This is a genomic window from Microbulbifer maximicatervae (SeqCode) (assembly GCF_052467065.1).
Window position 1 is genome coordinate 4,881,203 of the sequence record NZ_CP174299.1, and the last position, 23,547, is coordinate 4,904,749.

Sequence of the window (23,547 nt, forward strand, 5' to 3'; positions counted from 1 at the left end):
CCCTCAAGGCACGACAATTATGGCTTCCCCATCTCTGAGCTGAGCAGCACCCGTTGATACAACCTCCTCGCCCTCAGTTAACCCCTGGATAATGACAACATCATTGCCAACTACTTGCCCCGGGAGCACTTTTCTTAGTTTTGCTCGCAATACTTCCTTGTCTCTTTCCAACACAAATACAGCGAATCCTTTGGATTTTCCAGGGTGAGCAACTAAGCAGGAAAGTGGTATGAGAACCCTATCTGGAGGTATCGGTATTTTGTCCAAGGCCAGAGACATAATCATTCCTACCCGCAATTGCGCCTTGGGATTATCAACGGTAACAGTGACCGCAAAAACCCTGGTGCGGGGATCTGCCATGGGTGAGACTTCAGTGATCATTCCCTTAAAAACAAGATCCGGTAAAGACTCTGTACGCAATGACACCACACTGCCCAGTGGAGCATAACTCAACACGATGTCCGGTACGGAAAATACAACCTTAACGCGGGAAATATCAGCCACAACGAAGCCAACCGACTGCGAGTGAACCAATGTGCCCACCTCAATGTTACGTTGCAGGATAATTCCAGTCAGCGGAGAGCGCAGTACGGTATCTCGTAACTCTTCCTCTGCCCTGTCCAAATGGGCCTTACTGCCAACTACTGCCGCCTGCGCAATTTCATACTCTTCCCTGGCTGAATCATAATCAGGCGCGGTAATACTAGCAGTGGCAAAAAGCGCAGTTGCCCGTTTGTAATTGAGGTCAGCTTTACGCCTCTCTGCTTCTGCTTTACTCACATTTGCAGCGGATTCCACCACGCGATCTCTATATTGCTCGTCATCAATCTTCGCCAATACTTCATGGCGTTTAACGTAATCCCCTCCTTGCAGCAAACGAGTCTGCCCGAGCGCCTTTCGCGAGGGTATTACACGTACATAGCCCTCTGTACGAAATGCTACATCAACTTGCGTATAAGGATTGACGACTGCAGAGTAGGGATAACCAGCTGCAGCGTCTTGCGAGCGGGCAACAAAAACTTCCACCGGCGTAGGCTTTCTTTCCGGTGGTTGGCGGTGGCAACCACCAACCACCACAAATATAGCGATAATACAGAGGCTGATAACGCGCATTTATCACACCTCCCCCACCGACCTTTCATATTCAGCCAAGGTTCCCCATACAGACAGTACCGCGCGGTTGTAGTCGCTATTCGCACGAAAAAGCTGCTTCTCCGCCTCCAGGACATCACTCAGGACGGCAGCTTGCTCGCGGTAACGATTTGTCATTACCCGCACTTTCTCCCTATAAGCTGCCTGTAATTCCCGCGCAACCCCCACAGACTCCTGAGAAGTACGCAAACGACGCAAACTCTCACGAACCTCTATTTCTATTCGATTTCGAACCTCCTCAGACTTTTTTTCCGCTTCAAGAATTTTATTGGCACGACTGGACAGTTCATCCCGTTTCCGCCCCCAATCAAAAAACTCCCAACGCATTTCCAAAGCAATAAAAGCTTCGGCATCGGGTATCAACCTGACGTCATAGAGCTTTAGATATTCAATATTCAAATCGATATCGGGGATGTATTCAGACTTCTTCACATCGTAACTATATTCAGCCCGTTCAATCGACAGCTCTGATTCTGCGAGATCTGGACGCTGCTCAAAGGCAAGCCCTAAAGAGGTTTCGACATCGAACGCTAAATGATGTGGGTTTGGAAGGCTCTGAATATTGAAGGGGGTCTCAACATCCCGGGCCATCAACGCATTGAGACGCTCCTTCGCTGTCGCCATCTCATCGGTAAGGCGCTGGCGCTCCAGCCTGCGCTGGGCCAGGCGTGCTCGCACATCCAAAAGTTCATACTCGAGGGCAACTTGTTGTGCAACATAATTCCCTACAAGTTCACTCAATGAGGTAAGGAAGATAATGGCTTCATCCACGGCCTGTAAATCACCAAGGATTCTGCCAATTTCAAAATACTGGATCTTGGTGAGGTAGCCTATATCCTGCTGCACCAAGCGAACCTTTTCCTCCGCCATTTCAGTGACAACGTAGCCCTCACAAATCTCTAGCTCTATGGTGTACAACTGTGTGATAGGTTGAGTCGCGCTGACGGAGAAGGTCTTGGTCACACCTTCCTCTGATGTGATCTCTATATCCCTAGGGGGGATAGGGCCTATCGGAGAATTCTGCACAAAAACGCCACGATCAAAAGTATACCTCTGGCGTGTTAGGTTATCGATTATTCCCGCATTCATTTCCAGCCGGGGATAGCGCTTTGTTTTTAATGCCTCGACGTCATCCCAAACCTCATTGACCTCGAGCGCAGCTGCCTGAACCCGTAAATTCGCGGTCACTGCCAAATCGACAGCATCTTCCAGCGTCAATACCGGCTCGCTGGCATAGCTCCAGGCTCCGCCGCCAGTCAGCAGTATTGCGAGCGCGCACTCGAACAACGGCCACCTCTATTTCCAGCAACAATTTAAATCTGCTCACTGCGCAAATAAATTTAGGATCGAGTAAGTATATCTGTTGACAGCCACTGCCCGGACTGCTGACCCCAGACTGGCGGATTCCTATTTGTCCCCTTGGACAATATTCACATTTTTAATAACTTAGTAAGTTTATATTCCACCGACTGGCGACTAGAGATTCATTTTCGAAAACACCAGCACCTCTTAGAGCGGGCAGCCCCCTCCCATCAGTTTTCCGAACAGAAACTGTGTAGACGCCATAAAGAAGCATCACCTGTCGTGATCCTTTAGCTAGGCTAGTTAATGGCGGCAATCAAAACCGTATTTCTTTGGTTCCGTGGAAAACCCTATGGCGGTGAAGTTTATTCCTCTATTGATTCTCGCGGTTTGCACTATCGCCGTGGCTGGGGTGTTGAGCTTATTGGTTTATTTTGACCTGGATGATCAGATTATTGAGCTGATGCAGTGGCTCAATGAGCAGGGCTGGCAGACAAGTTTGCTATTTATCTTAATTGTGGCCGCAGCAATCGTCTTTTTACTCCCTGGCGTCATTTTTACCATGGGGGCGGGGTTCGTATTTGGCGTTATAAAAGGAACTCTACTGGTTATTGCCGGCACCGTACTTGGGGCAACCCTCGCATTTCTTATCGCCCGCTACCTTCTTGGCGAGAAGCCCTCTCGGTGGGTTATGTCTCATATCAAGCCCGCGACTGTTGGCGAAGTGATTCGTCGCGAGGGCTGGCAAATGATCATGTTGACCCGACTGGTTCCCCTATTTCCCTTCAAGTTGTCGAACTACTTCTTTGGACTGACTCCAGTTCGACTGCGTGACTTTGTGATCGGAAATTTCCTTGGAATTATCCCCCTTACATTGCACAACGTTTACATCGGCTCCATCGCAGCAGACCTCACCTCCCTGGGCAAGGTTGAAGAGCGCACTCCCGTTCAATGGGGATTTTATATTGCCGGATTCGCCCTGGCCGTCATCGCACTAATTGGGCTCACCCGAATGGCTCGCCGAGCTTTGAAAAGAATTATTAAAGAAGAGGACCTCTGATGCCTTGGATGAAATGGCTACCCTGGCGCTTCTTCGTACGCCGCTTTGCCACCGCTCACGGTTTCCTTGATCCACTCACTTTGATGGCGCACTTACAGCGCTTTGCCGAGCCTTCAGAGGTGAGTGAACCCATCGAGCTGCTACGCGCAGGGGCGGTATTTCACGCTCGAGCACTGATCAACAGCAAAGTCATACAACACAACCTGGACTGGGTGTGGCCCTACTGGATTCAGCGCCAGTTCGATCCCTATGACAAGTCGTTTATCCCCCGGGCTTTTTCCATTAGCCACTGCAATCTGAGCCACCGCAACTGGACTGCTGTAGGCATACCCGACTGCGAAGAACTGCCGATTGTCGACCCCCGAGGCCTGCTTACACCCCACTACGATGGTTGGTCTATCGATGTCTGGGTCATCAGTGATAGCGGTGAAGAGCTAATGCCTTCCACCCTCGGCTTCTGCAACCAGCACCAGGAACTGGGAGATGATATTGCGATAGTCACCGAATCCCACCGCCGGGGTCTTAAGTTACATAACAGGGCTTCAGCGAGCTTGCTCCAGGGCCACCCCCGCTGTGTGCTTGAACTCAATGCCCAATGCCCGGGAGGCGGCTGGTTAATGGTGGTCTTGCGCCCCTGCAATCCTGAAGGCGTCAGCTTTATTCACAAGGTTCGCCTGGGCGATAGCGGGCGAAATTGGCTTATTGAAGACAGGGCCGCCGTAGAGTTCAGTCAGCCGGTAGACAAACACCTGGCATCCAATTACAAACGTGGCGATATCTACCTCCATCTCCGGGACAAGGAGAGCAATCGCGAGGGGCTCTGCGATATTGGCATGGCCTCCGCTGCAGCTATGTTTCGCATCGAAGACCGAAAATCCCGCAAGATTGAAGTTGCTATTCCACTGGTTACAGAGGAGAGTAAACAGCGCTCTCCCCTGTGCTGGGAACACGTCCTGGAAGGTCACTGCGCCCTGACTGTTCCCGACGAAAAATTTCAGTTTCTCTACGACTCGGCAATACGCACCCTTATTCTCCACTCTCCCAAAGATGTCTACCCGGGGCCTTACACCTACAAACGGTTTTGGTTTCGGGACGCGGCATTTATGATTCAATCGCTGCTTTTTGCCGGACTGACAGACCGTGCAGAAAGGGCCTTGGAGCAATTTCCCCACCGGCAAAAGCGGGATGGTTTTTTTCACTCCCAGGACGGCGAATGGGACTCCAATGGTGAAGCCCTGTGGATATTCAACCTCTATTGTGAATTAACCGGTAAACCCTTGAAGCAACCGTGGTGCGATCCTGTCGTCAGGGGTGCCAAATGGATTGTCAACAAGCGCCTGCCGAATGATGGCAGCCCCTGTGGGGGGCTGCTACCAGCGGGATTCAGTGCAGAACACCTGGGCCCCAACGACTGCTACTACTGGGACGATTTCTGGGGTGTCGCCGGTCTGCAGAGTGCCGCCAGTATTTGCACGCGCGAAGGTATGGATGACAACGCCCATCGCTTCAATACCGCTGCCAGCGACTTCCAAAGCACTATTGATCAAAGCTTGCTGGATGCTCAGGACCGCCTGGGCCGCCCTGCGATGCCAGCCTCACCAAACCGGCGCCTGGATGCCGGTGCCGTAGGGTCAATCGCCGCAGGCTATCCCTTGCAACTCTACCCACCAGAGGACCCGAGGCTGGTAGACCTGGCGGAATACCTGATGGAAAAGTGCTTTGTGAGCGGCGGATTTTTCCAGGACATGATCCACTCCGGTATTAATGCCTACCTCACCCTCCACATTGCCCAGGTATTGCTTCGCGCTGGAGATGCCCGTTGTATTGACCTTATGCGCAGTGTGGCAGAACTGGCATCGCCAACAGGGCAATGGCCGGAAGCCATCCACCCCCATTCTCTCGGCGGATGCATGGGGGATGGACAGCACGCCTGGGCAGCGGCTGAGTGGGTGGCGATGCAACGCAATTGCTTTGTTCGCGAAGAGCAGGACGCACTGGTTCTCATCTCTGGGCTCCCCCCCGAATGGCTCAAAGGTACTGACTCAGATCAGCCCATCCGCTTTGGGCCCGCTCCAACCCGGTTTGGCTCGGTCACCCTGGAAATTCAACCAAGCTCCACACCAACGGTCTCTTGGGCTGCCGATTGGCATGGGAAGCCCCCACCTATCGCCATTAAGGCCATCGGCTTCCGGCCAGTGCTGATCACCGACGAATCGCAGAGTGTGGAGTTGAGTCCCAAGTGAATATTGTGATGCTCACCAACACCTACTTACCTCACGTGGGCGGCGTTGCGCACTCCGTCGCCGCGTTTAGTGAGGAGTATCGCAAACGTGGGCACAAAGTACTGGTGATCGCACCTGAGTTCCCGCAAAAGTCTGACGATGAAGAACATGTTCTGAGAATTCACTCAATCCAGAATTTTAATGGCACCGACTTTTCCATGGCGCTGCCATTTTCAGGGGTTTTGAATGATGCGCTAGATAAATTCCGTCCGGATATCCTCCATGCCCACCACCCTTTTCTCCTGGGGCTGACAGCCCTGCGCATTTCTCGCGAGCGCGAGCTACCGCTCGTTTTTACCCATCACACATTGTACGAGCACTACACCCACAACTTGATGGGAGACTCACAAGCGCTCAAACGCTTTGTAATGGAAGTTGCCACCCGCTTCGCCAATAAAGCAAATCTGGTCCTGGCCCCAAGCCTGAGTGTTGTGAGACTTCTCCGGGAGCGAGGGGTACAAACTCCAATAGCGGAAGTTCCTACGGGAGTGCACCCAGAGCAATACGCCCATGGAGAGGGAAGTAAGCTCAGGAAAAAACTGAAAATACCCGCATCAGCATTTTTGTTGGGACACCTGGGCCGCTTCGGGAAGGAAAAAAACCTGGTTTTTCTTTGTCAGGCCGTCGCCAAATTTTTACAGGAGTATCCATCCGCACACTTTCTTCTCGCTGGCAGCGGCCCACTGGAAGATCAGCTCCAGCAGTTTTTTACCGACAAAAAATTAATACAACGTGTACATATGCCAGGGAAAGTCATTGGTGATGCCCGCCGTGATGTCTACAGCGCGATGGACACCTTTCTATTTACTTCCACTACTGAAACCCAAGGTCTAGTGCTGTCTGAGGCTATGGCCTCTGGAGTTCCCGTTATCGCCCTGGAAGCCAATGGATCGAGAGATATATTGAAGCAAGGTATTAACGGCTGCCTGGTAACCAAAGAATCGCTCAATGATTTTGTGGCGGCGATACGCTGGTTCCACAATCTGCCTAACGACCGCCGCCAACAGATGATTAAGGAAGCCAGAATTACGGCCCAGGACTTTTCCATGAATAGCTGTGCCCAGCGAGCACTGGATCTCTATCAACCCCTCGTGCACTACAACTGGCCGCTTGATAACTCTATTTATGCGCGATGTATACGTACTGGAAAATTAATCACCATACAGTGGGAGATTTTCGAGGGCTTCACCGAAGCCGCAGGCGCAGCCTTGAATCAACCACCTAAGCGTTAGTCCAAAAACTATGTTAAGCCGTATCGGACTATCAATCAGACGCTGGCGCCGCCGACTCAGTCGTAGCGAATGGATTACTCGCTTGCTCGGATTATCCACCAACCCAAACAGCCCCCATGCCCCAGGGCTAATTTTGATCCAGATTGACGGACTGGCCTACCCCGAACTTCTCAAAGCACTGGCCCGAGGGCGAATGCCATTCCTGAAGCGGCTAATCAGAAAAGAGCACTATCGCCTGGAGCATATGTACCCGGGAGTCCCATCGACAACTCCTGCGGTACAGGCCGAACTTTTTTATGGAGTGCGCCAGGCCGTACCTGCATTTGGCTTCCTCGTCCACGAAACGCAAAAACTCGGACGGATGTACGATCCTGAGGTTGCCGCCCTGGTCGAAAAAAGAATTAAGACTCAACACCGCGATCCACTGTTGCGTGGGGGCAGCTGTTATCTCAGCCTATTTAAAGCCGGCACAAAAACCGGTGAAGCGCACTTCTGCCCCGCCGACCAGGGATGGGGCCCAGCCCTACGCGAAGCCAGCCCCATGGCAATCGCCATTCTGATTGTCACCAATATTTGGAGCCTTGTTCGCACTACCGCGCTGATTTTGATTGAGCTAGTTTTATCTCTAATCGACTGCGTACGCGGGATAATCGGTGGCCAAAACCTACTTAAGGAATTGATGTTTATCCCCACAAGGGTCGCCATCACCATTCTCACGAGAGAGCTGTGCACCATGGGGGTGAAAGTTGATATCACCCGCGGCCTGCCGATTATTTATATCAACCTGCTCGGTTACGATGAGCAGTCCCACCGGCGCGGGCCGCAATCGGCCTTTGCCCACTGGGTATTAAAGGGGATAGACAGTGCGATAGCCAAAATCTGGAAGGCTGCTCACGGCTCTGAGCGGCGGCACTACGACGTGTGGATTTTTTCAGACCACGGGCAGGAACAAACAGTGGCCTATGAAGAGGTCAACGGGCGCAGCCTTGGCGATGCCCTTTCGGAAGCTCTATCCAATTTACCTTCAGCGCCGCAGATCAAATCTACCACTATCCCCAAAAAAGTCCGTTTCGAGCGAGCTCGACTGTTCGGTAGTGAGTGGATGGACAAAAGCAGCATCGAGGAGGAGTCCACGCAAGAGGGCGATAGAACACCCACTGCCATAGCGGCCCTGGGCCCAATCGCGATGCTGTACAACATTGATCTGAACGGTACCAGCCGGGCAGATGCCGCCAAAAGGATGGTGGAGCAAGCCAAAGTGCCCCTAGTACTCTATCTGGAAGACCCATCCTCCCCTGCTTCCTCACCAGTGCATGGGTGGTGGAAAGGTGGCCCCATCAAGCTTCCTGAAGACGGCCGCAAATTGATGGGGGACGAACACCCCTACCCGGTTGAAGCCGCAGAGGATATGGCCAGCCTGTGCCGGCACCCGGACTCTGGCGACTTTATGATGTACGGCTGGTGTGCCGGTATGCGGCAACCCATGACTTTTGCCATGGAAAATGGCAGTCACGGTGGCTCTGGCCCCAATGAAACCCATGCCTTCGCCCTGATGCCAGAGGATATCCAGCCCCCAGACCCCAGTCGGGGCTACTGGCGCCCACAGGATCTGCGCTCCACAGCCCGCGCCTACCTCCGTGGCGCCCGCCCCATGAAGGTAGATAACCACAGGATGCCAAAAACTGTTTTGCGCATCATGACCTACAACGTGCACAGTTGCCGAGGGCTGGATGGCAAGCTCTCCCCACAGCGAATTGCCCGGGTAATTGCCCGCTATCGCCCGGATGTGGTGGCATTACAAGAACTGGATGTCATGCGCAAACGCACCGGAGGCCTCGACCAGGCCGAAAGACTTGCTCGCCTGCTGGCAATGGACCTGCACTTCCAGCCCACCATAAATATGAAAGAGGAGCGCTACGGTGATGCGATCCTCACCCATCTCCCCGCCCGGCTCATCAAGAAAGGGATTTTGCCCGGCCCTCCCTCCGGCAAAGGGGGACTTTTTAACCCCGCTGCAGACGAACCGCGTGGAGCTGTTTGGGTGGAAATCGAAGCCAATGGCAAACCTATCCAGATTATCAACACCCACCTGGGGTTATCCCGTGCAGAGCGGCTGCGCCAGGTGGATGCCCTTCTCGGCCCCGAATGGCTCAGCAATCCCCGCTGTACCGGAGAGCGAGTGCTACTGGGAGACTTCAACGCGTTACCCAACTCTGCCGAGTGCAAGCGACTCGGAGGCTATCTCAGGGATGCCCAGGAGCAGGCGCCCCGCCACAACCCCAAAGGGACCTTCCTAAAGGTCCGTATTGATCACATGTTCCTAAGTGCGGGGCTCAATGTGAAACGGGTACGGGTGCCCAGGACATCGCTGACCCGCCAAGCCTCAGATCACCTGCCATTGATCGTGGATATCGACCTACCCATCAAGGGTGGAAAGTAATCGATCTCGGTTTATCGAGCCCCACTCTCTTCGCACCCTCCAACCCGAGTGATAACACTTGAAAAATGCCCCACAGCCCCCACAATAAGCGGAGAATATTTGAATAAATCCTTTAAAAATATAGGGTTTTTGTGAATTCATAGAGACTGGCAGACGGACGCTAAAAGGGTTTTCCCGACTTGAAGGTCCCTACTGCGAGCTATATGATTCTTCTATCACTTAATAGCAGGAGTCGCTAAATGCAACCGCAAGCTTATACTCAAACCCGCGCACTGGATCGCTCGGAATCGGCGAAGGTGTTGCGCAATACCTATGCCCTACTGGCAATGACCGTTCTCTTCAGTGCCATTACCGCCGGCATTTCCATGTCTATTGGCATGGGTCGTGGCATGAGCCTGGTCTGCTCCCTGGGAGCCCTGGCCCTCATCTGGTTCGTATTACCGCGCACAGCAAACTCCGCCGCAGGCGTTGGTGTTGTATTCGCATTTACCGGCTTGCTGGGTGCCTCCATTGGTCCAATGCTTAACCACTTCCTGGGCATGGCTGGCGGCGGCCAGATCGTTATGCAAGCCCTGGGCACCACTGCCCTGATCTTCTTTGCCCTGTCTGCCTACGTACTGACTACCCGCAAAGACTTCAGCTTTATGGGCGGCTTCCTGGCCGTTGGCCTGATCGCAGTACTGGTATGTTTCCTGGGCGTTATCATCGCTGGCTTCTTCGGCATCCACATGCCGCTGTTTAGCGTGGCCCTGAGCGGCGTTGTTGCCCTGCTGATGTCTGGCTTCATCCTGTACGACACCAGCCGCATCATCAACGGTGGCGAGACCAACTACCTGATGGCTACCGCCTCCCTGTACCTGAACATCTTCAACCTGTTCACCAGCTTGCTGCACATCTTTGGATTCGCATCTTCTGACGACTAAGCAACAGCTTTGTTGAGCAAGTCACAATGCCCCGCACCGCGGGGCATTTTACTATTTGGCCCCCTATGAAGTTTTCCCTAGCCATCTACTCAGCCCCCCACAGCACCCAGTCTTCATCCAGTGCACTCCGGTTTGCCAAAGCCCTCCTAGAGCAAGGCCACGAAATTTATCGAGTGTTTTTCTACTGCGACGGCGTACAAAACAGCAATGCCATTGCCGCCCCTCCCCAGGACGAAACTGACCTGACTTCAGAGTGGCAGGCACTGGGCCACCAGCACCAATTGGACCTGGTAGTTTGTATTGCCGCTGCGCAACGGCGCGGTGTGCTGAATCAGCGAGAGGCCGAGCGCCTGGAAAGACCCGCCGCCAACTTGGCAGAGGGTTTTGAGCTGGCAGGCCTCGGCCAACTAACCGACGCTGTCGCCAACTCCGATCGCCTGATTACCTTTGGAGGCTGAGCATGAGTACTAAATCATTGGCCCTATGCCGCACCGCCCCCTACGGCAATGCCCTGGCGCGGGAAGGTATCGAAGCCGTACTGGCAGCGGCGGCGATGGAACAGGACATGGACCTGCTATTTCTCGGCGATGGGGTATTCCAATTGCTGGACCAGCAATCACCTGCGGATATCGGCCAGAAAAGCCTGCGACGCAATTTGCAGGCTCTGCCGATGTTTGGCATTGAGCAGTTTTTCGTTTGTGAGAAAAGCCTTGCTGAACGCAATATCACCCTGGAGCAGATCCAGGTTGCCGGCGCAGAGACTAAAGCCGTAAAAGATACCGGCTCACTGATCGCCGCCTATCCCACTGTATTGAGCTTCTGATATGACTTTGCATATTGTCAGCAAATCCCCTTATACCAGCAATGCCCTTAAGGAATGCCTGGGTGCTTTTGCTCAGGATGACTCGCTCCTGCTTATTGAAGATGGTGTCTATGCGCTGAGGCACAAGGCTCTGGAAACAGTGCCAAGTACCCAAATTTTCTGCCTTGAAGCAGACGCCACTGCCCGAGGTCTGCAACAACTTGCAGTAAACATGGATAGAGCGGAAATGATCGATGATGCGCGCTGGGTACAGCTCTGTACCGAGCATCAACCCATAGTCAGCTGGTTTCGGTAACAAAAAATGAGCAACCTAGTAGTCAATAGCCAGGAAATCCCCTTGGACAAGGAGGGTTACCTGCGCAACCTCAGCGACTGGAGCCGGGACGCCGCCCTTCAGTTAGCCAATGCTGAGGGCATCGAGTTAACCGAGGAACACTGGCAAGTTATTGAGCTGTTGCAAGAATTTTACCGCGAGTTTGAACTCTCCCCCGCTATGCGCCCGCTGGTAAAATATATTGGCCAGCATCTCGGCGCAGAAAAGGGCCGCAGTATCTATTTGATGCAACTCTTCCCCCCAAGCCCAGCAAAAGTGGCCAGTAAAATTGCCGGCTTACCTAAGCCGACCAACTGCTTGTAACACCCTATGCTTGGCCAGGTAAGTTTGAAACAACCTGGCCGGCAAACTAGCTAAATGAACTTAATCTAACCAGTCTATAAGGCCGGCTCTATTTTGCGAGCTCTTTGCCCTTGGGCTCAAATCCATACGCGAGCTATAAAAGCACATCCTAGATACACACTATAAACTTTTACTTAGGGAGCCTCTGAATGTAGTGGAACTTCATTAAGTGCGCGCTTTATTTCCTCTAACTTGTCAGAAAGCCTGAATCCCAGATGTTTATTGAGTCTATCCATAGAAAGCTCTAGCTCTTGGAATGTTTCAAGTATTTTCTCCGCCTGCAGCTTTCCTCTGTCTGTCAAAAAGAAAAGCCTCCTTCGTTTATCACTTGAATCATCTTCATGTTTTATAAGTGAGAGCTTAAGCAACTTGGGAAGTTTCTGCTTAATAAGCTGAGGAGAAGAGTCTGTCTCACGAGCAATTTCATTTAATGACAACCCATCCAATCGATACAAAGTCACGATGATTGAGCAAGATTTAACCGGAGCTTGCACGCCATTCCTCGTGAGAATTACCTCACACTGCTTGGTAATAAGGGTGGAGATAGCCTCCGCAGTCTTGCCAATAAAGTAATTCTCAGAGGTCATAAAGCCAACTCGTATTCACCTGTCCATTTAATATGGGGCCCATCAGCGGGTAATTGCCACTTGATTCTAACATACACTTCAAATATATTTATAAACATATTTATAAATATATTAAAAAAGGACTAATAATGAATACAAAATGGATAGCCTTCGTACTTCTTTTACAATCGTGGGGTGCGATAGCTCAAACAAATTGCTCCGTTCAATTACAAGACCTTTCAAAGGAGTTTGAAACTTTTAGAGTTGAAGCTAATGTACCGGGAGTGGCGATAGGAGCAGCAATATACGGAGAACCGGTGTATGAAGAAGGTTTTGGCTTTGCTGATAAGTTACGCAAAACACCAGTTACTCCCAGCACTATTTTTCAGATAGCCTCTGTAACCAAGCCAATAACAGCTCTAGCAGTAATGGAGATTGCTGAAAAGCATGCGGCCGACTTAGAAAGTACTGTAGATTTAGGTCCTGGCTCCCATTTAGTTTCCCCCCACCACCCCTCAAAGGAAATTACCCTGATCCAATTGCTTACACATACATCCAGCATCCAAGATGGCATGTATTATGAAGTGGATTTCAGAACACCCGGGCAAGATTCAGAAATGGAGCTTTCCGAGCTGCTGGAAGGTATCCTTCTAGAGAATGGTAAATATTATTCAGCAAATAAATCTTTTCTTAAATCCGCGCCCGGGGAACAATGGAGTTATAGCAATATCGGCTATAGCTTACTAGGCCACTGGGCTGAGCAACAGTCTGGATTGAATTTTAAAGATTGGACTAAGAATAATTTCTTTGAATTACTGGGAATGAATCATACTTTCTGGACTATAGCAGACACACATGGGTTAGAAGTTGCAACGCCATATCAAGCACTTTCTGATGGCCAGCTTGTCGCTGTTGCACAGAGTAGTACACCCGGGTATCCAGCAGCAATGTTACGCTCAACAGTATCAGACATGACAAAATTCTTTGGCGCAGTTGCCAATTCAGGGATCTTTATGGGCAAAGCTATTTCCTCCGATAGAGTGCTTCAAGAGATATTTTCCGAGCGCTCCATCAGTGGCATTCCAGACCACCTGGAAAATCAATTTATTGCATGGAATAGCTATAACTACAAAGGACGCTCTTATTTAAGCCACTTTGGTGGCAATATTGGAGTATTCACAGCAGCTTATGTTGCTCCAGAAACAGGGCTAGCACTGGTAATTCTCACCAACAGGAATGCAGAAAGACCCCAAATTAATATGTTCCAAGAGTTATCAAAAAAAGTTTATGATGCAGTTGAAAAGTGCAATATTAAGGATACCAGGGCAAGTTAAATTTACATTGAACAAATGAGACTTGGCACTTGGAAAGGTCGATTTAAGCTGAAGAAAAGCACTCTCGCAACCCTATATGGCTTATATCGATCTCAACTCCATCCATTCCAATATCACCACATCGATTCAACAGAGTATTTGTGCAGAAACCTCAAGTGAATAGCCCAAAAGTTTACTGCCGCTTGTAAATAGTGTGCGTGTCAAAATGCAAAAGGCTTACCTTTCCATTTTGACAACTACCTGGATTTAGTCGGCTGGAGCGAGCGATATCTAGCCTCTACAAAGTGTGGAGCCATTGCTGAGTAGACTCCCCTATAGTAGAACGGCTGGGGATATCACCTACACACTGAGATCTTCCTCAAACGAAATTTTTAAAACCGCTTTAAAGATATGGTAGGTTTAGTATAAGCAGTGCGATAAGCCTGTAATTTGCTCAATGAACACTGAATACAGAGTGTACACTAATGCCAGCAGTTCCTCTCCTCTTGAGTTCAACTAAGTTGATCCACTATACATCCATAGAGCAATTTCCATTCCCCCATGTATTGAATATTCAGCGCACTAAAATAGATAAAATTTTAAACGCGATCACACCCCTATTTCTTTGCTAGCAAGTATGGCTAAGTAGCAGTGTGTCTAGTGTGCTCATTTCCTGCTTGTCATAATCCATGAATGTCCTTTTACTCTAGCTTTGTTATGCCTGCAATTTTTTCTGCTAGCCCCGCAGGCCCAACTCCAATAACCAGAACTTTCACAAACCACCTCAAACAACTTCGCCATCAGGCAATTACCAAGTGTAAAAAGTATCAGCTTGACCATTCAGTTTTATTACTACATATAACACCCTAATAAAAGGAGCAGTTGTATACACTATTAATTCTGAATTAGAAGAAAAGAGTAAAATCTACTCGGGCACGCTGGGAATCCTTCCCACTAAGCCCCAATTGGCATTCATTCTTCATGCGGTCTCGAGCGCAACGTTTTCTTTCCTACCCTCAGCTTCTTAAATCAATGAAAAGCAAACTGAATACTGGGGTCTTAGCCCGTAAAACTCCACCCTACAATCTCCCTACAGGCTATATAGCCCAACACTAACCGGGCGTTCTTAATATAAATGAATTATTTAATATAATATTAGTTAATTATATTTTTAAACAACAAGATAGATTAAGGTTCTCTAGAACATACCCAAGCAGGACAAACCCTCTTCAAACACACGGAAACCCCACTTAAAAAGAAAATATATTTCAATATACTTTTTATATAGAAATTAGACTGCAAACTTCGCATGAACTTATAGCCTTAAATGCAAAATGACATTAGACTTAAACCCATCAACCTCAGAAAAGTAACTATTCAAAATAGCAGCAAGCCACCATGATTGACCGACGACTATTTATTAAGATGAGTTCCCTTTTGTTCGGAAGCTCCTTATTCGCAAAAAAAACATTAGCCACACAGAGCTTAGCCTATAGCTCGCTTCACATGCCTGATGAAAGTGGCCAACACAAAAGAACATGGATGGCTTTTGTTGCAAACAATTACATTTGGTCACACAAGCAAATTCCTGAGGTGAAAAGAAATCTGGCATTAATTGCGAATACAATTTCCAATTATGAGCCTGTATCTATCCTGGTGAGCAGAAAGGACTTTCATGAAGCGAAAACACTACTGGATTTAGATAGTTCAAATTATGAAATTGAGCTACATACTTTTGAAATCGATGACTTGTGGCTCCGTGATACTGCCCCCATCTTTGTAAGATCCAGCTATGGAGAAAAAATCGCTTTAAACTTCAATTTCAATGGTTGGGGCAACAAACAGGAGCACTCACTAGACAAACATGTTGCCAAGTATATCGCTAATCGATCTGGAGCAATCCATGAGAGAGCAAATATCGTACTGGAGGGTGGATCTTTTGAAGTTGACGGCAATGGCACCGCAATAATGACTGAGAGCTGCATTCTCAATGAGAATCGCAATCCAGGATGGTCAAAGTCTGATATTGAGGAGGAACTCAAGGTACTACTCGGATTACGGAAGATTATTTGGCTCAAAGGTATTAAGGGTAAGGATATCACAGATGGCCATACCGATTTTTATGCACGCTTTATTAAGCCAGGTGAAGTGATAGTTAACCGGGATAATTATCAATCTTCCTATGACTATTGGGTTACTCGTGAAAACATCAAAACATTAAGCAATAGTGTCGACGCAGATGAAAACCCACTTAAACTACACATTTTGGATACGCCAGAAATTATTAACGAAAGATTTGGCACTAAAGACTTTGCCGCAGGCTATATTGGTTACTATATTTGTAACGGTGCAATAATCTCTCAAAAATTTGGTGATAAGAACGCAGACGCAAAAGCCAGAGCTATTTTACAAGAGGCCTTTCCAAATCATAATATTGAGCAAATAGCAATTAATGGAATTGCCTCTGGTGGTGGTAGTATTCATTGTTCTACACAGCAAGAAATAATTATTTAAGCATCAAGTTATCAGGCGCTCATCAAGCATAACGTATAGATCGCTAACATTATTGATAAAGAAGCACAAATCTGCAAAACACTAATACTCGAACAGCCAATGATTCTACCACAAAGCACCCAAATATCTCTTGACGCAACACCTTATTACCACTGCGTATCCCGCTGTGTACGGCAAACATTCCTTTGCGGCCGGGATAGTGTATCCGGGAAAGATTGCTCGCATCGGCGTGAGTGAATTGAAAATCGTATGTATAATTTGACTGAGGTTTTTGCCCTGGATCTTGCCTCCTATGCAATAATGAGCAATCACTACCACGCGGTGCTCTATATCGACAAAAAACTTCTGATAAGTGGTCTCTTTTCAAGGTGATTGATCGCTGGCAAAAAATATTCAAGGCCTCTAATTTGGCCCAGCGATATCTAAACGGCGATACTCTTGATCCCTACAAGCTTAAGGCAATAGAAGATGTCGCTTCGATATGGCGAGAACGCTTAATGGATATCAGCTGGTTTATGCGCTGCTTAAATGAGTCTGTCGCTCGCCAAGCCAACACTGAAGACAAGTGTACAGGTCGCTTCTGGGAAGGACGCTTTAAATCCCAAGCTTTATTGGATGAAAAGGCCCTTGCTGCCTGCATGGCCTATGTAGACCTCAACCCCATCCGCGCTAATATGGCAAAAACCCCTGAAGATTCTGATCACACTTCCATTCAGCAGCGTATTCGTGCATCAATCTTGGACGAGCAGCCCAAAGAGCTACTGCCACTTGTAGGCGGTGAGCGACTGAATATGCCTAAAGGACTTCCTTTTCGGCTGGATCACTATTTAGAGCTAGTCGATTGGAGCGGGCGACATCTAGACCCTAGAAAGCGCGGAGCCATCGCTGAAAACACTCCACCCATACTCGAGCGACTAGGTATTCCACCAAGGCACTGGCTTTATCTCAGTCGTAATTTTGAAAGCCGCTTTAAGGGTTTGGTAGGGTCAGCTGAGGCCGTAAGACACGCTTGTAGGCGACTCAATAAACGTTGGGTACATGGCATAAGAGACTGTCGGTGCTACCTTTCTGCAACACCCTGCTAACTCCCTTCCGTTCTCTCGATACTATTTTCCACTTTTATTCAAAGCCGCAGTTTTTCTAAGCCCAAGCATAGACATTCTGAATTTCACCTCACCTTAACTATAAAGCAGAAAGAAATAGCCACCGGGACTAGCGCCAGCAACGCTGCTAGCGCCTTTCTCTAACCTAATAATTAATTAGAATTGTTGCCCGATTATTCTGATAGGATTTCTAGCTTAACTATACATGGGGCAAAATCTTGCATACCTATGAATGTATTTGCGGCAGGTTTCTCCACATACCAAATACGATAAATTAAGCCCTTTTGGTCGTCATCAATAGTTTTCCCTGAGAGAAATTTATTGATACATTCACTAGGTGATCTACGTAATGTAAATAATATACCCCCAACTCTAGCTATAGGTCTTTGAGGTCCGCTTTGTGCCTTCTTGGAAAGTGGGATTTCTTCATATACAACCCCTCCCTCAATGTAGTTAACATTACCCTCGACCAGAGCTTTACGGTATTTATACACGGTAAAGCATTTCCACAGTGTAATAACTAGAGCAAAACATGTTAAAAAAACAACAACTCCAAGATACACTCTTACCAACTTAAATTTCCATAGTTGTTCACCTCTCTCAACAATATAAATTTGATTAAAAGAAAACCCTAAGATGGAAATCATGATGAGAGTTAAAATCCACCCCGTATAACCATATCCGACTACAAAAGTCATCGACTCAGACAGCAATTCAATTGGCATTTTTTAGAATAAACCCCTCATAATTTTCAAGCTTTTTCATAAGATCCTTATCAAACCATTCGCTGTAAAGATTCTTAGGTGCCTGAACCGTCAAAGCACAAAGCACCTTCCCCAATAACACACTCTCGGTAGTACCGGAAGCCCAAGCACGCTGCTTTGTTAAATCAACAGCTGGAGATGGCTTTTCTAAAAAGTCCCTTTTAGATTTACCCACTGGATCCCTATCTATAGTCCAACTTAAGGAACCTCTGGTCAATGAAGCATTTATCTAGAATTAAGCTGAATTATTTAAAAAATTCACTTTTCTACGCAAAAACGCTTAATTTTCACGCAATAGCTCCCTAATTTTTCACCTGAAATCCCCGGTAGGGGGATTTCAGACGCACCACCCCTAGGTGGCCAAGTATTTTCTCCCTATTAGTAAGTTGGTAAAGCCTGCTAGCAAGCACAGCCGCTCAGTATTTTTTAACAGTCCCCGATAGCGGACCTTGTCATAACCAAATACCCGTTTAATGTAGCGAAAGGGGTGCTCAACCTTCGCTCTTATCTGTGCCTTGATCTTTTCCGCCTTACGGAGTGCGTCACGCCCTGGAGGAGTTTTTAGCTTGCTCGGCTTCATTGCTATGTACCAATCCACCTCCCGTTCCTTCAACTCTTCACGCTTCTCCGCACCAATATACCCAGAGTCACCCCAGACTCTTCCTTCCTCCCCGTGGAGGACTCGCTCTGTGGCTGTGACATCGTGCGAATTCGCTGCTGTTGTATCTACGCTATGTATTACTCCGAGCACATCATCAACTCCGACATGCATCTTCATTCCAAAGTGCCACTGATTGCCTTTCTTTGTTTGATGCATTTCTGGATCACGCTCTTTCTTTTTATTCTTAGTTGAAGTTGGAGCGGAAATAATAGTGGCATCTACAATAGTACCTTCACGCAGTACCATACCATTCTCAGCAAGATATTTATTGATTTCCTCGAATAGAACCTTACTCAGATGACTCGTCTCTAATAAATGGCGAAAGTTGAGGATCGTCGTTTCGTCGGGAATTGGACCAGCCAAAGTCAATCCGGCGAAATTGCGCATAGACTCAATTTCATAGAGCGCATCCTCCATAGCAGGATCACTGAGATTGTAAAACAACTGCATACAATGAATACGCAGCATGATGCTCAAAAGATATGGCTGTCGGCCACGCTTACCTTGTGGATAATAAGGTTCAATTCGAGTCTCTAGCCGCAGCCATGGAATGAGAGTATCCATCTGAGAAAGAAACTTCTCTCGGCGAGTTTTGCGGCGCTTTAGATTGTATTCTGCTTCGGCAAAGGTGACTTGGTGCATGATCTAACGTAGTCTTGACGGATAAATGAATACTACCAAATTAGCCTGGAATTATTCAGAGGTTCCCTAATTCGCCAAATGTGCCTGCAAGGGGAAGGCCTGGCATTATTATCGCATTTCATGATTAAGAAAGATTTAAAAACAAAGAAGCTAGTAGAAATACTACCGGGGAGTGTGTCCAAGCAGAACCAGCGCGAACTTGTCAACGCCGTTTTCTATCGCAACACAGCCCTCTCTTCTCGTATTCGTGCTTTTTTAGACTTTATTGAACCGCGCTTAACGCTTGCATGAAAGTCACTAAAAATGCAAAAGCAAAATGACCTAGCTTTGCGCTTTTAATTAGCCCGAAAATTTATATGGAAGTGATTCCTCTAAAAAGCCTAGTCAGGATCACTTTTATATATGAAACACTGAAACCACTGTCCTTGAAAGCAAAACCAAAATTGAGAGACGAATACAAAACCGGCTAAACAATTTTGGTTTATTCTATTCTTTACTAAACTAACCTCTGCCATCCCTCGACCCACCTCAAGGCACCCTTCAATGGCAAACATACGTTTCGGAATCGTTGGCACGGGAAAGATTGCCGACTTTACCGCCCGAGCCATCAGCCTATCAGACAGCGTCAGCCTCGCCTCCGTCGCCAGCAGGCGGCACACACGGGCCGAGGACTTCGCCCGCGAGCACCAGATTCCCAATGTCTACCCGGATTGGAAGTCACTGGTAGAGGCGGAAGATTCAGAGGCCATCTATGTGGCAACCCCCACGGCCAGCCGGGAAGAAATCTGCCTTGCAGCTCTGGACAACCACAAACACCTAATCAGCGAAAAGCCGTTTCTCAACACCGCTTCCCTCCACAGAATCACAAAAAAAGCGCAAGAAACTGGGCTGGCGTTTATGGATGCCACCCACTTCACTCACCACCCGCGTACCGCCGAGATTATCCGGCAGCAAACCAAGCTTCTGGGTCCAGTCGAGCGAATTCGCAGCGCTTTTTTTACCCCCATGATGGACAGAGACAATATCCGATTCGCCCCACAACAAGAACCTACAGGCGCAATCGGAGATATCTGCTGGTACAACATGCGCGCAGTTATCGAATTTATGCGCCCCACTACAGGGGTTAAGACTATAGCGGGGGCCATTAAGCGGGACTCTCAAACCGGCGCCATTGTTAGCGGTGCGGGTCTAATCGAATTTACAAGTGGACAGACTTCAACTTTTGGGTTCGGTTATGGTGCTGGCGTCTGGCAAACAGACTTGGACATTCATGGAGAACATGGGCTAATCCAACTGGATGACTTTGTTCTGGATTGGAGAAATGGATTTAGTTTTACCAATCCTGAATTTATTCCTGAGTTCATCATCGGACACAAGTTGGCCCCTCCCGGTGACTTCACACACCAGCAAGTGCCCATACAGAAGTCACAAGAAGTACAGATGATTGAAAACTTCTGCCGCTTAACGAGCCCAGATAACCAAGTTGGGCGTATCCAGGCTATAGAGAGAGCCCATTCGACCCAGTCATTGATCGACCAGTACTGCCAGGCGGTTGGCGTAGCCATCTAGCTAGTGCCACCAGCAACCAACAATGCATCATATATGCAGGATAACGTGCCGAGCCCCGTGGTGATGGCGATGCTCCCAAAGGTAGATCCCCTGCCAGGTACCCAGCATCAAACGCCCCTTCTGCACTGGAATGGACAAGCTGGTCGCGGTAAGGCTGCACTTGATATGAGCCGGCATATCATCTGGCCCTTCAAGGGTATGAGTGTAAAGCGAGTCATTTTCCGGCACCAGTCGATTAAGCCAGCTCTCAAGGTCACGGCGCGCGCTGGGGTCGGCATTCTCCTGGATCAGTAAGCTTGCAGAGGTGTGCTGTATGAAAAGTGTACACAGACCCTCATCGGGAGCCTGTTCACTGACCCAATCAACTACACTGCCGGTAAACTCGTGAAGCCCCTGCCCATGAACCGGAATTTTTATCTCACCTATTGCCATACGGTTTCCTATATAATTCGCGCCCGCTTTTTGTACTGACACCGCATTGTAATATGGCACTGTACCGCGTTAATACTGACGACTACCCACAACAGCTTCAAAACAAGGCCGAGCGCCTGCAAGAGGCTTACAGCAAGTTCACTGACCTGGAGCCGGAACTCTTCCCCTCCCCACCCATTCACTACCGCCTGCGCGCCGAATTCAAGGTGTGGCATGAGGGAGGTGTAGCCAATTACGCCATGTACCGCCAGGGTGAGTACAAGAAGCCCTTTATCATCGATGAGTTTACCGTCGGCTCTGAGCTGATGAACCAGTTGATGCCGAAGGTGCTGGCTGCTGTCAATAATAGCGAAGTCCTGCGCAAACGCCTGTTCTCCGCCGAGTTTCTTACCACGCTGAATGGTGATGCGCTGATTACGCTGATCTACCACAAGAAACTGGATGAGACCTGGGAGCAGGAAGCCAAAGCACTCCAGGCACAGCTGAGATTCCCGATTTTGGGGCGCTCGCGCAAGCAAAAAGTGGTTTTGGAGCGCGACTTCGTTACCGAAAAACTGGATATCGATGGGAAAACTTACCAGTACAAACAGGTAGAAGGTAGCTTTACCCAACCCAATGGAGAGATCTGTCGATCCATGATCCAGTGGGCGAGAAGTGCCTGCGGAGATAGTGATAGCGATCTGCTGGAGCTCTACTGCGGCAATGGCAATTTCACCATCCCGCTCAGTGAGAAATTCCGCAAGGTCCTGGCCACTGAAATCTCCAAGGTATCGGTAAATTCTGCCCAAGAGAATATCGCCAACAACCAGATCACCAATCTGGATATCGTACGTCTATCCAGTGAAGAGTTTACCCAGGCCATCGATAAGGTACGCCCCTTCCGCCGCCTTAAGGATATAGACCTGGATAGCTACGACTTCTCCACCGTCCTGGTTGATCCTCCCCGAGCGGGCTTGGATGAAGACACCTGTGCGATGGTCGCCCGCTTCCCGAGAATCCTGTATATCTCCTGCAATCCGGAAACCCAATTGGAAAACCTGGAGTCGCTGACCAAAACCCATCGCATTGAACGATTTGCTCTGTTTGATCAGTTCCCTTATACAGATCATACGGAAACCGGGTTATTGCTAGTAAGGAAGTAGTGCCTCACTAGCTGAAGGCCTCCAGCATTCTGATCCTATTGAACGCTGGAGGCCTTCCTAAGTCCATTTATAAAATCACCATAAAGATTCAAAGCTCAGCAATACAAGTAGCTTTTAAAAACTATACTCATTTCTCGATATTATCTGAGCCGAAGAGATTTCAACTTACTTTCCAAACGATGAGCACCACTAAATAATCTACACACCCTGCTCAAGTCATTGCTGTATTAATCAATAGCTAAAACCAGTCACTCCAGTAAGCTTGGACTTTTTATAAGAATCAGGCTCGACGTAGCGATGATCAATGTTCGATAACCACTCATAAAAAAGTAAGGCCCACCTTTCAATATACATAATACCTTCACGTATAAAAAATGAATTATCGAGACTTAGAGCGTGACACCTAGTGTTGGTGAGCTTGTTAATTAATAAAAAACACCCATGGGAATAAAGGTAACTGTGGGTAGAAAACTAAATACCAATCTTTAAATAACTATTTTTAGCCGTGTCAAATCTTACACAAGACTAAAGATTAACTTTTTAACGCACTCAGCATCACAACTGACACACGATATCAATCTATAAGCCAGACCTACTAAATAAACCAATCTAAATCACAGACATAAGGTGAACCCTGTCGTATTCATCATGCGAAGTAAAACAGGAAGCTGAGAACAAGTTCATATCGCTTTCCTTCTTAACTTAAATTCATCCCCTCTGGGCGCAGCATAACGATGCACATAAAAAATATAACTATTATGTCGCCCTACAAATCAAGCTAGAAAATTCATTCCCAACATTAGCCAAGAGCAATCATCACCAAAAAACAGCAGCACATACAAACAAAAGGACACACACTAAAAATAATAGTTAAATTATTTTTACCCCGAACCAAGCACACTTAACAAGAATTTTGAAATTCTCCTTTTGAATTAAAGAAAAAGTTCATTT

General features: G+C 48.4%; 22 protein-coding genes. 15 read left to right on the plus strand and 7 right to left on the minus strand.

Annotated elements, in window-relative coordinates:
* Positions 1–3: 3 nt before the first annotated feature.
* Positions 4–1,113, minus strand: a complete 1,110-nt coding sequence (locus ACJJI1_RS21600; RefSeq protein ID WP_444957968.1) for an efflux RND transporter periplasmic adaptor subunit — start codon at positions 1,111–1,113, stop codon at positions 4–6.
* Between the two features lie 3 nt (positions 1,114–1,116).
* A complete protein-coding gene (locus ACJJI1_RS21605; RefSeq protein WP_444914050.1) occupies positions 1,117–2,439 on the minus strand; it encodes a TolC family protein in 1,323 nt (440 codons plus the stop codon).
* 367 nt (positions 2,440–2,806) lie between these two features.
* On the opposite strand from ACJJI1_RS21605, the gene ACJJI1_RS21610 reads away from it, so the two are divergent.
* From ACJJI1_RS21610 to ACJJI1_RS21650, 9 genes are all read left to right on the plus strand, one after another.
* Complete coding sequence (locus tag ACJJI1_RS21610; RefSeq protein WP_444897631.1) at positions 2,807–3,514, plus strand: TVP38/TMEM64 family protein; 708 nt, start codon at positions 2,807–2,809, stop codon at positions 3,512–3,514.
* Complete coding sequence (locus tag ACJJI1_RS21615; RefSeq protein ID WP_444957969.1) at positions 3,514–5,757, plus strand: glucosidase family protein; 2,244 nt, start codon at positions 3,514–3,516, stop codon at positions 5,755–5,757. The genes ACJJI1_RS21610 and ACJJI1_RS21615 overlap by 1 nt, the downstream gene beginning before the upstream one ends.
* Positions 5,754–7,028 (plus strand): glycosyltransferase, encoded by a 1,275-nt coding sequence (locus tag ACJJI1_RS21620; RefSeq protein ID WP_444957970.1) that lies wholly within the window; start codon positions 5,754–5,756, stop codon positions 7,026–7,028. The genes ACJJI1_RS21615 and ACJJI1_RS21620 overlap by 4 nt, the downstream gene beginning before the upstream one ends.
* Before the next feature lie 10 nt (positions 7,029–7,038).
* Positions 7,039–9,468, plus strand: coding sequence for an endonuclease/exonuclease/phosphatase family protein (locus ACJJI1_RS21625; RefSeq protein WP_444957971.1), 2,430 nt, complete (start codon positions 7,039–7,041; stop codon positions 9,466–9,468).
* Between the two features lie 239 nt (positions 9,469–9,707).
* Positions 9,708–10,391: a Bax inhibitor-1/YccA family protein gene (locus ACJJI1_RS21630; RefSeq protein ID WP_444907990.1), complete on the plus strand. Its 684-nt coding sequence runs from the start codon at positions 9,708–9,710 to the stop codon at positions 10,389–10,391.
* 65 nt (positions 10,392–10,456) lie between these two features.
* Entirely contained in the window at positions 10,457–10,849 is a 393-nt protein-coding gene (gene tusD, locus ACJJI1_RS21635) for a sulfurtransferase complex subunit TusD (protein ID WP_192879334.1), read from the plus strand.
* Between the two features lie 2 nt (positions 10,850–10,851).
* Positions 10,852–11,214 (plus strand): sulfurtransferase complex subunit TusC, encoded by a 363-nt coding sequence (tusC, locus tag ACJJI1_RS21640; RefSeq protein ID WP_444907989.1) that lies wholly within the window; start codon positions 10,852–10,854, stop codon positions 11,212–11,214.
* A gap of 1 nt (position 11,215) precedes the next feature.
* Positions 11,216–11,509, plus strand: coding sequence for a sulfurtransferase complex subunit TusB (gene tusB / locus ACJJI1_RS21645; RefSeq protein WP_444957972.1), 294 nt, complete (start codon positions 11,216–11,218; stop codon positions 11,507–11,509).
* 6 nt (positions 11,510–11,515) lie between these two features.
* Positions 11,516–11,851, plus strand: coding sequence for a TusE/DsrC/DsvC family sulfur relay protein (locus tag ACJJI1_RS21650; protein ID WP_444957973.1), 336 nt, complete (start codon positions 11,516–11,518; stop codon positions 11,849–11,851).
* A gap of 173 nt (positions 11,852–12,024) precedes the next feature.
* Here ACJJI1_RS21650 and ACJJI1_RS21655 read toward each other — a convergent pair whose 3' ends face one another.
* Positions 12,025–12,477 carry a hypothetical protein gene (locus tag ACJJI1_RS21655; protein ID WP_444957974.1) on the minus strand — a complete coding sequence of 151 codons (453 nt, stop codon included), beginning with the start codon at positions 12,475–12,477 and terminating at the stop codon, positions 12,025–12,027.
* A gap of 128 nt (positions 12,478–12,605) precedes the next feature.
* On the opposite strand from ACJJI1_RS21655, the gene ACJJI1_RS21660 reads away from it, so the two are divergent.
* The 3 genes from ACJJI1_RS21660 (at position 12,606) to ACJJI1_RS21670 (ending at position 17,368) form a co-directional block, all read left to right on the plus strand.
* Entirely contained in the window at positions 12,606–13,790 is a 1,185-nt protein-coding gene (locus ACJJI1_RS21660) for a serine hydrolase domain-containing protein (protein ID WP_444957975.1), read from the plus strand.
* A gap of 1,485 nt (positions 13,791–15,275) precedes the next feature.
* Positions 15,276–16,283: an agmatine deiminase family protein gene (locus tag ACJJI1_RS21665; RefSeq protein ID WP_444957976.1), complete on the plus strand. Its 1,008-nt coding sequence runs from the start codon at positions 15,276–15,278 to the stop codon at positions 16,281–16,283.
* Between the two features lie 407 nt (positions 16,284–16,690).
* The gene (locus tag ACJJI1_RS21670; protein WP_444957977.1) at positions 16,691–17,368 is read left to right on the plus strand and encodes a transposase; all 678 of its coding nucleotides are present in this window, start codon (positions 16,691–16,693) and stop codon (positions 17,366–17,368) included.
* Between the two features lie 191 nt (positions 17,369–17,559).
* Here the strand turns inward: ACJJI1_RS21670 and ACJJI1_RS21675 are convergent, their stop codons facing one another.
* From ACJJI1_RS21675 to ACJJI1_RS21685, 3 genes are all read right to left on the minus strand, one after another.
* Positions 17,560–18,111 (minus strand): hypothetical protein, encoded by a 552-nt coding sequence (locus tag ACJJI1_RS21675; protein ID WP_444957978.1) that lies wholly within the window; start codon positions 18,109–18,111, stop codon positions 17,560–17,562.
* Positions 18,101–18,325 (minus strand): hypothetical protein, encoded by a 225-nt coding sequence (locus ACJJI1_RS21680; RefSeq protein ID WP_444957979.1) that lies wholly within the window; start codon positions 18,323–18,325, stop codon positions 18,101–18,103. Before ACJJI1_RS21680 ends, ACJJI1_RS21675 begins: the two co-directional genes overlap by 11 nt.
* 177 nt (positions 18,326–18,502) lie before the next feature.
* Positions 18,503–19,453, minus strand: coding sequence for an IS5 family transposase (locus tag ACJJI1_RS21685; RefSeq protein ID WP_444957980.1), 951 nt, complete (start codon positions 19,451–19,453; stop codon positions 18,503–18,505).
* Between the two features lie 78 nt (positions 19,454–19,531).
* Here ACJJI1_RS21685 and ACJJI1_RS21690 point away from each other — a divergent pair, with 78 nt between their 5' ends.
* Positions 19,532–19,744 (plus strand): type 2 periplasmic-binding domain-containing protein, encoded by a 213-nt coding sequence (locus ACJJI1_RS21690; protein ID WP_444957981.1) that lies wholly within the window; start codon positions 19,532–19,534, stop codon positions 19,742–19,744.
* 252 nt (positions 19,745–19,996) lie between these two features.
* On the plus strand, positions 19,997–21,022 hold the full coding sequence (locus ACJJI1_RS21695; RefSeq protein WP_444957982.1) for a Gfo/Idh/MocA family protein: 1,026 nt from the start codon (positions 19,997–19,999) through the stop codon (positions 21,020–21,022).
* A gap of 27 nt (positions 21,023–21,049) precedes the next feature.
* On the opposite strand, the gene ACJJI1_RS21700 is transcribed toward ACJJI1_RS21695, so the two are convergent.
* Complete coding sequence (locus tag ACJJI1_RS21700) at positions 21,050–21,454, minus strand: secondary thiamine-phosphate synthase enzyme YjbQ (RefSeq protein WP_444917522.1); 405 nt, start codon at positions 21,452–21,454, stop codon at positions 21,050–21,052.
* A gap of 53 nt (positions 21,455–21,507) precedes the next feature.
* Here ACJJI1_RS21700 and trmA point away from each other — a divergent pair, with 53 nt between their 5' ends.
* The gene (gene trmA, locus ACJJI1_RS21705; protein WP_444957983.1) at positions 21,508–22,596 is read left to right on the plus strand and encodes a tRNA (uridine(54)-C5)-methyltransferase TrmA; all 1,089 of its coding nucleotides are present in this window, start codon (positions 21,508–21,510) and stop codon (positions 22,594–22,596) included.
* The last annotated feature ends 951 nt before the right edge of the window (positions 22,597–23,547 follow it).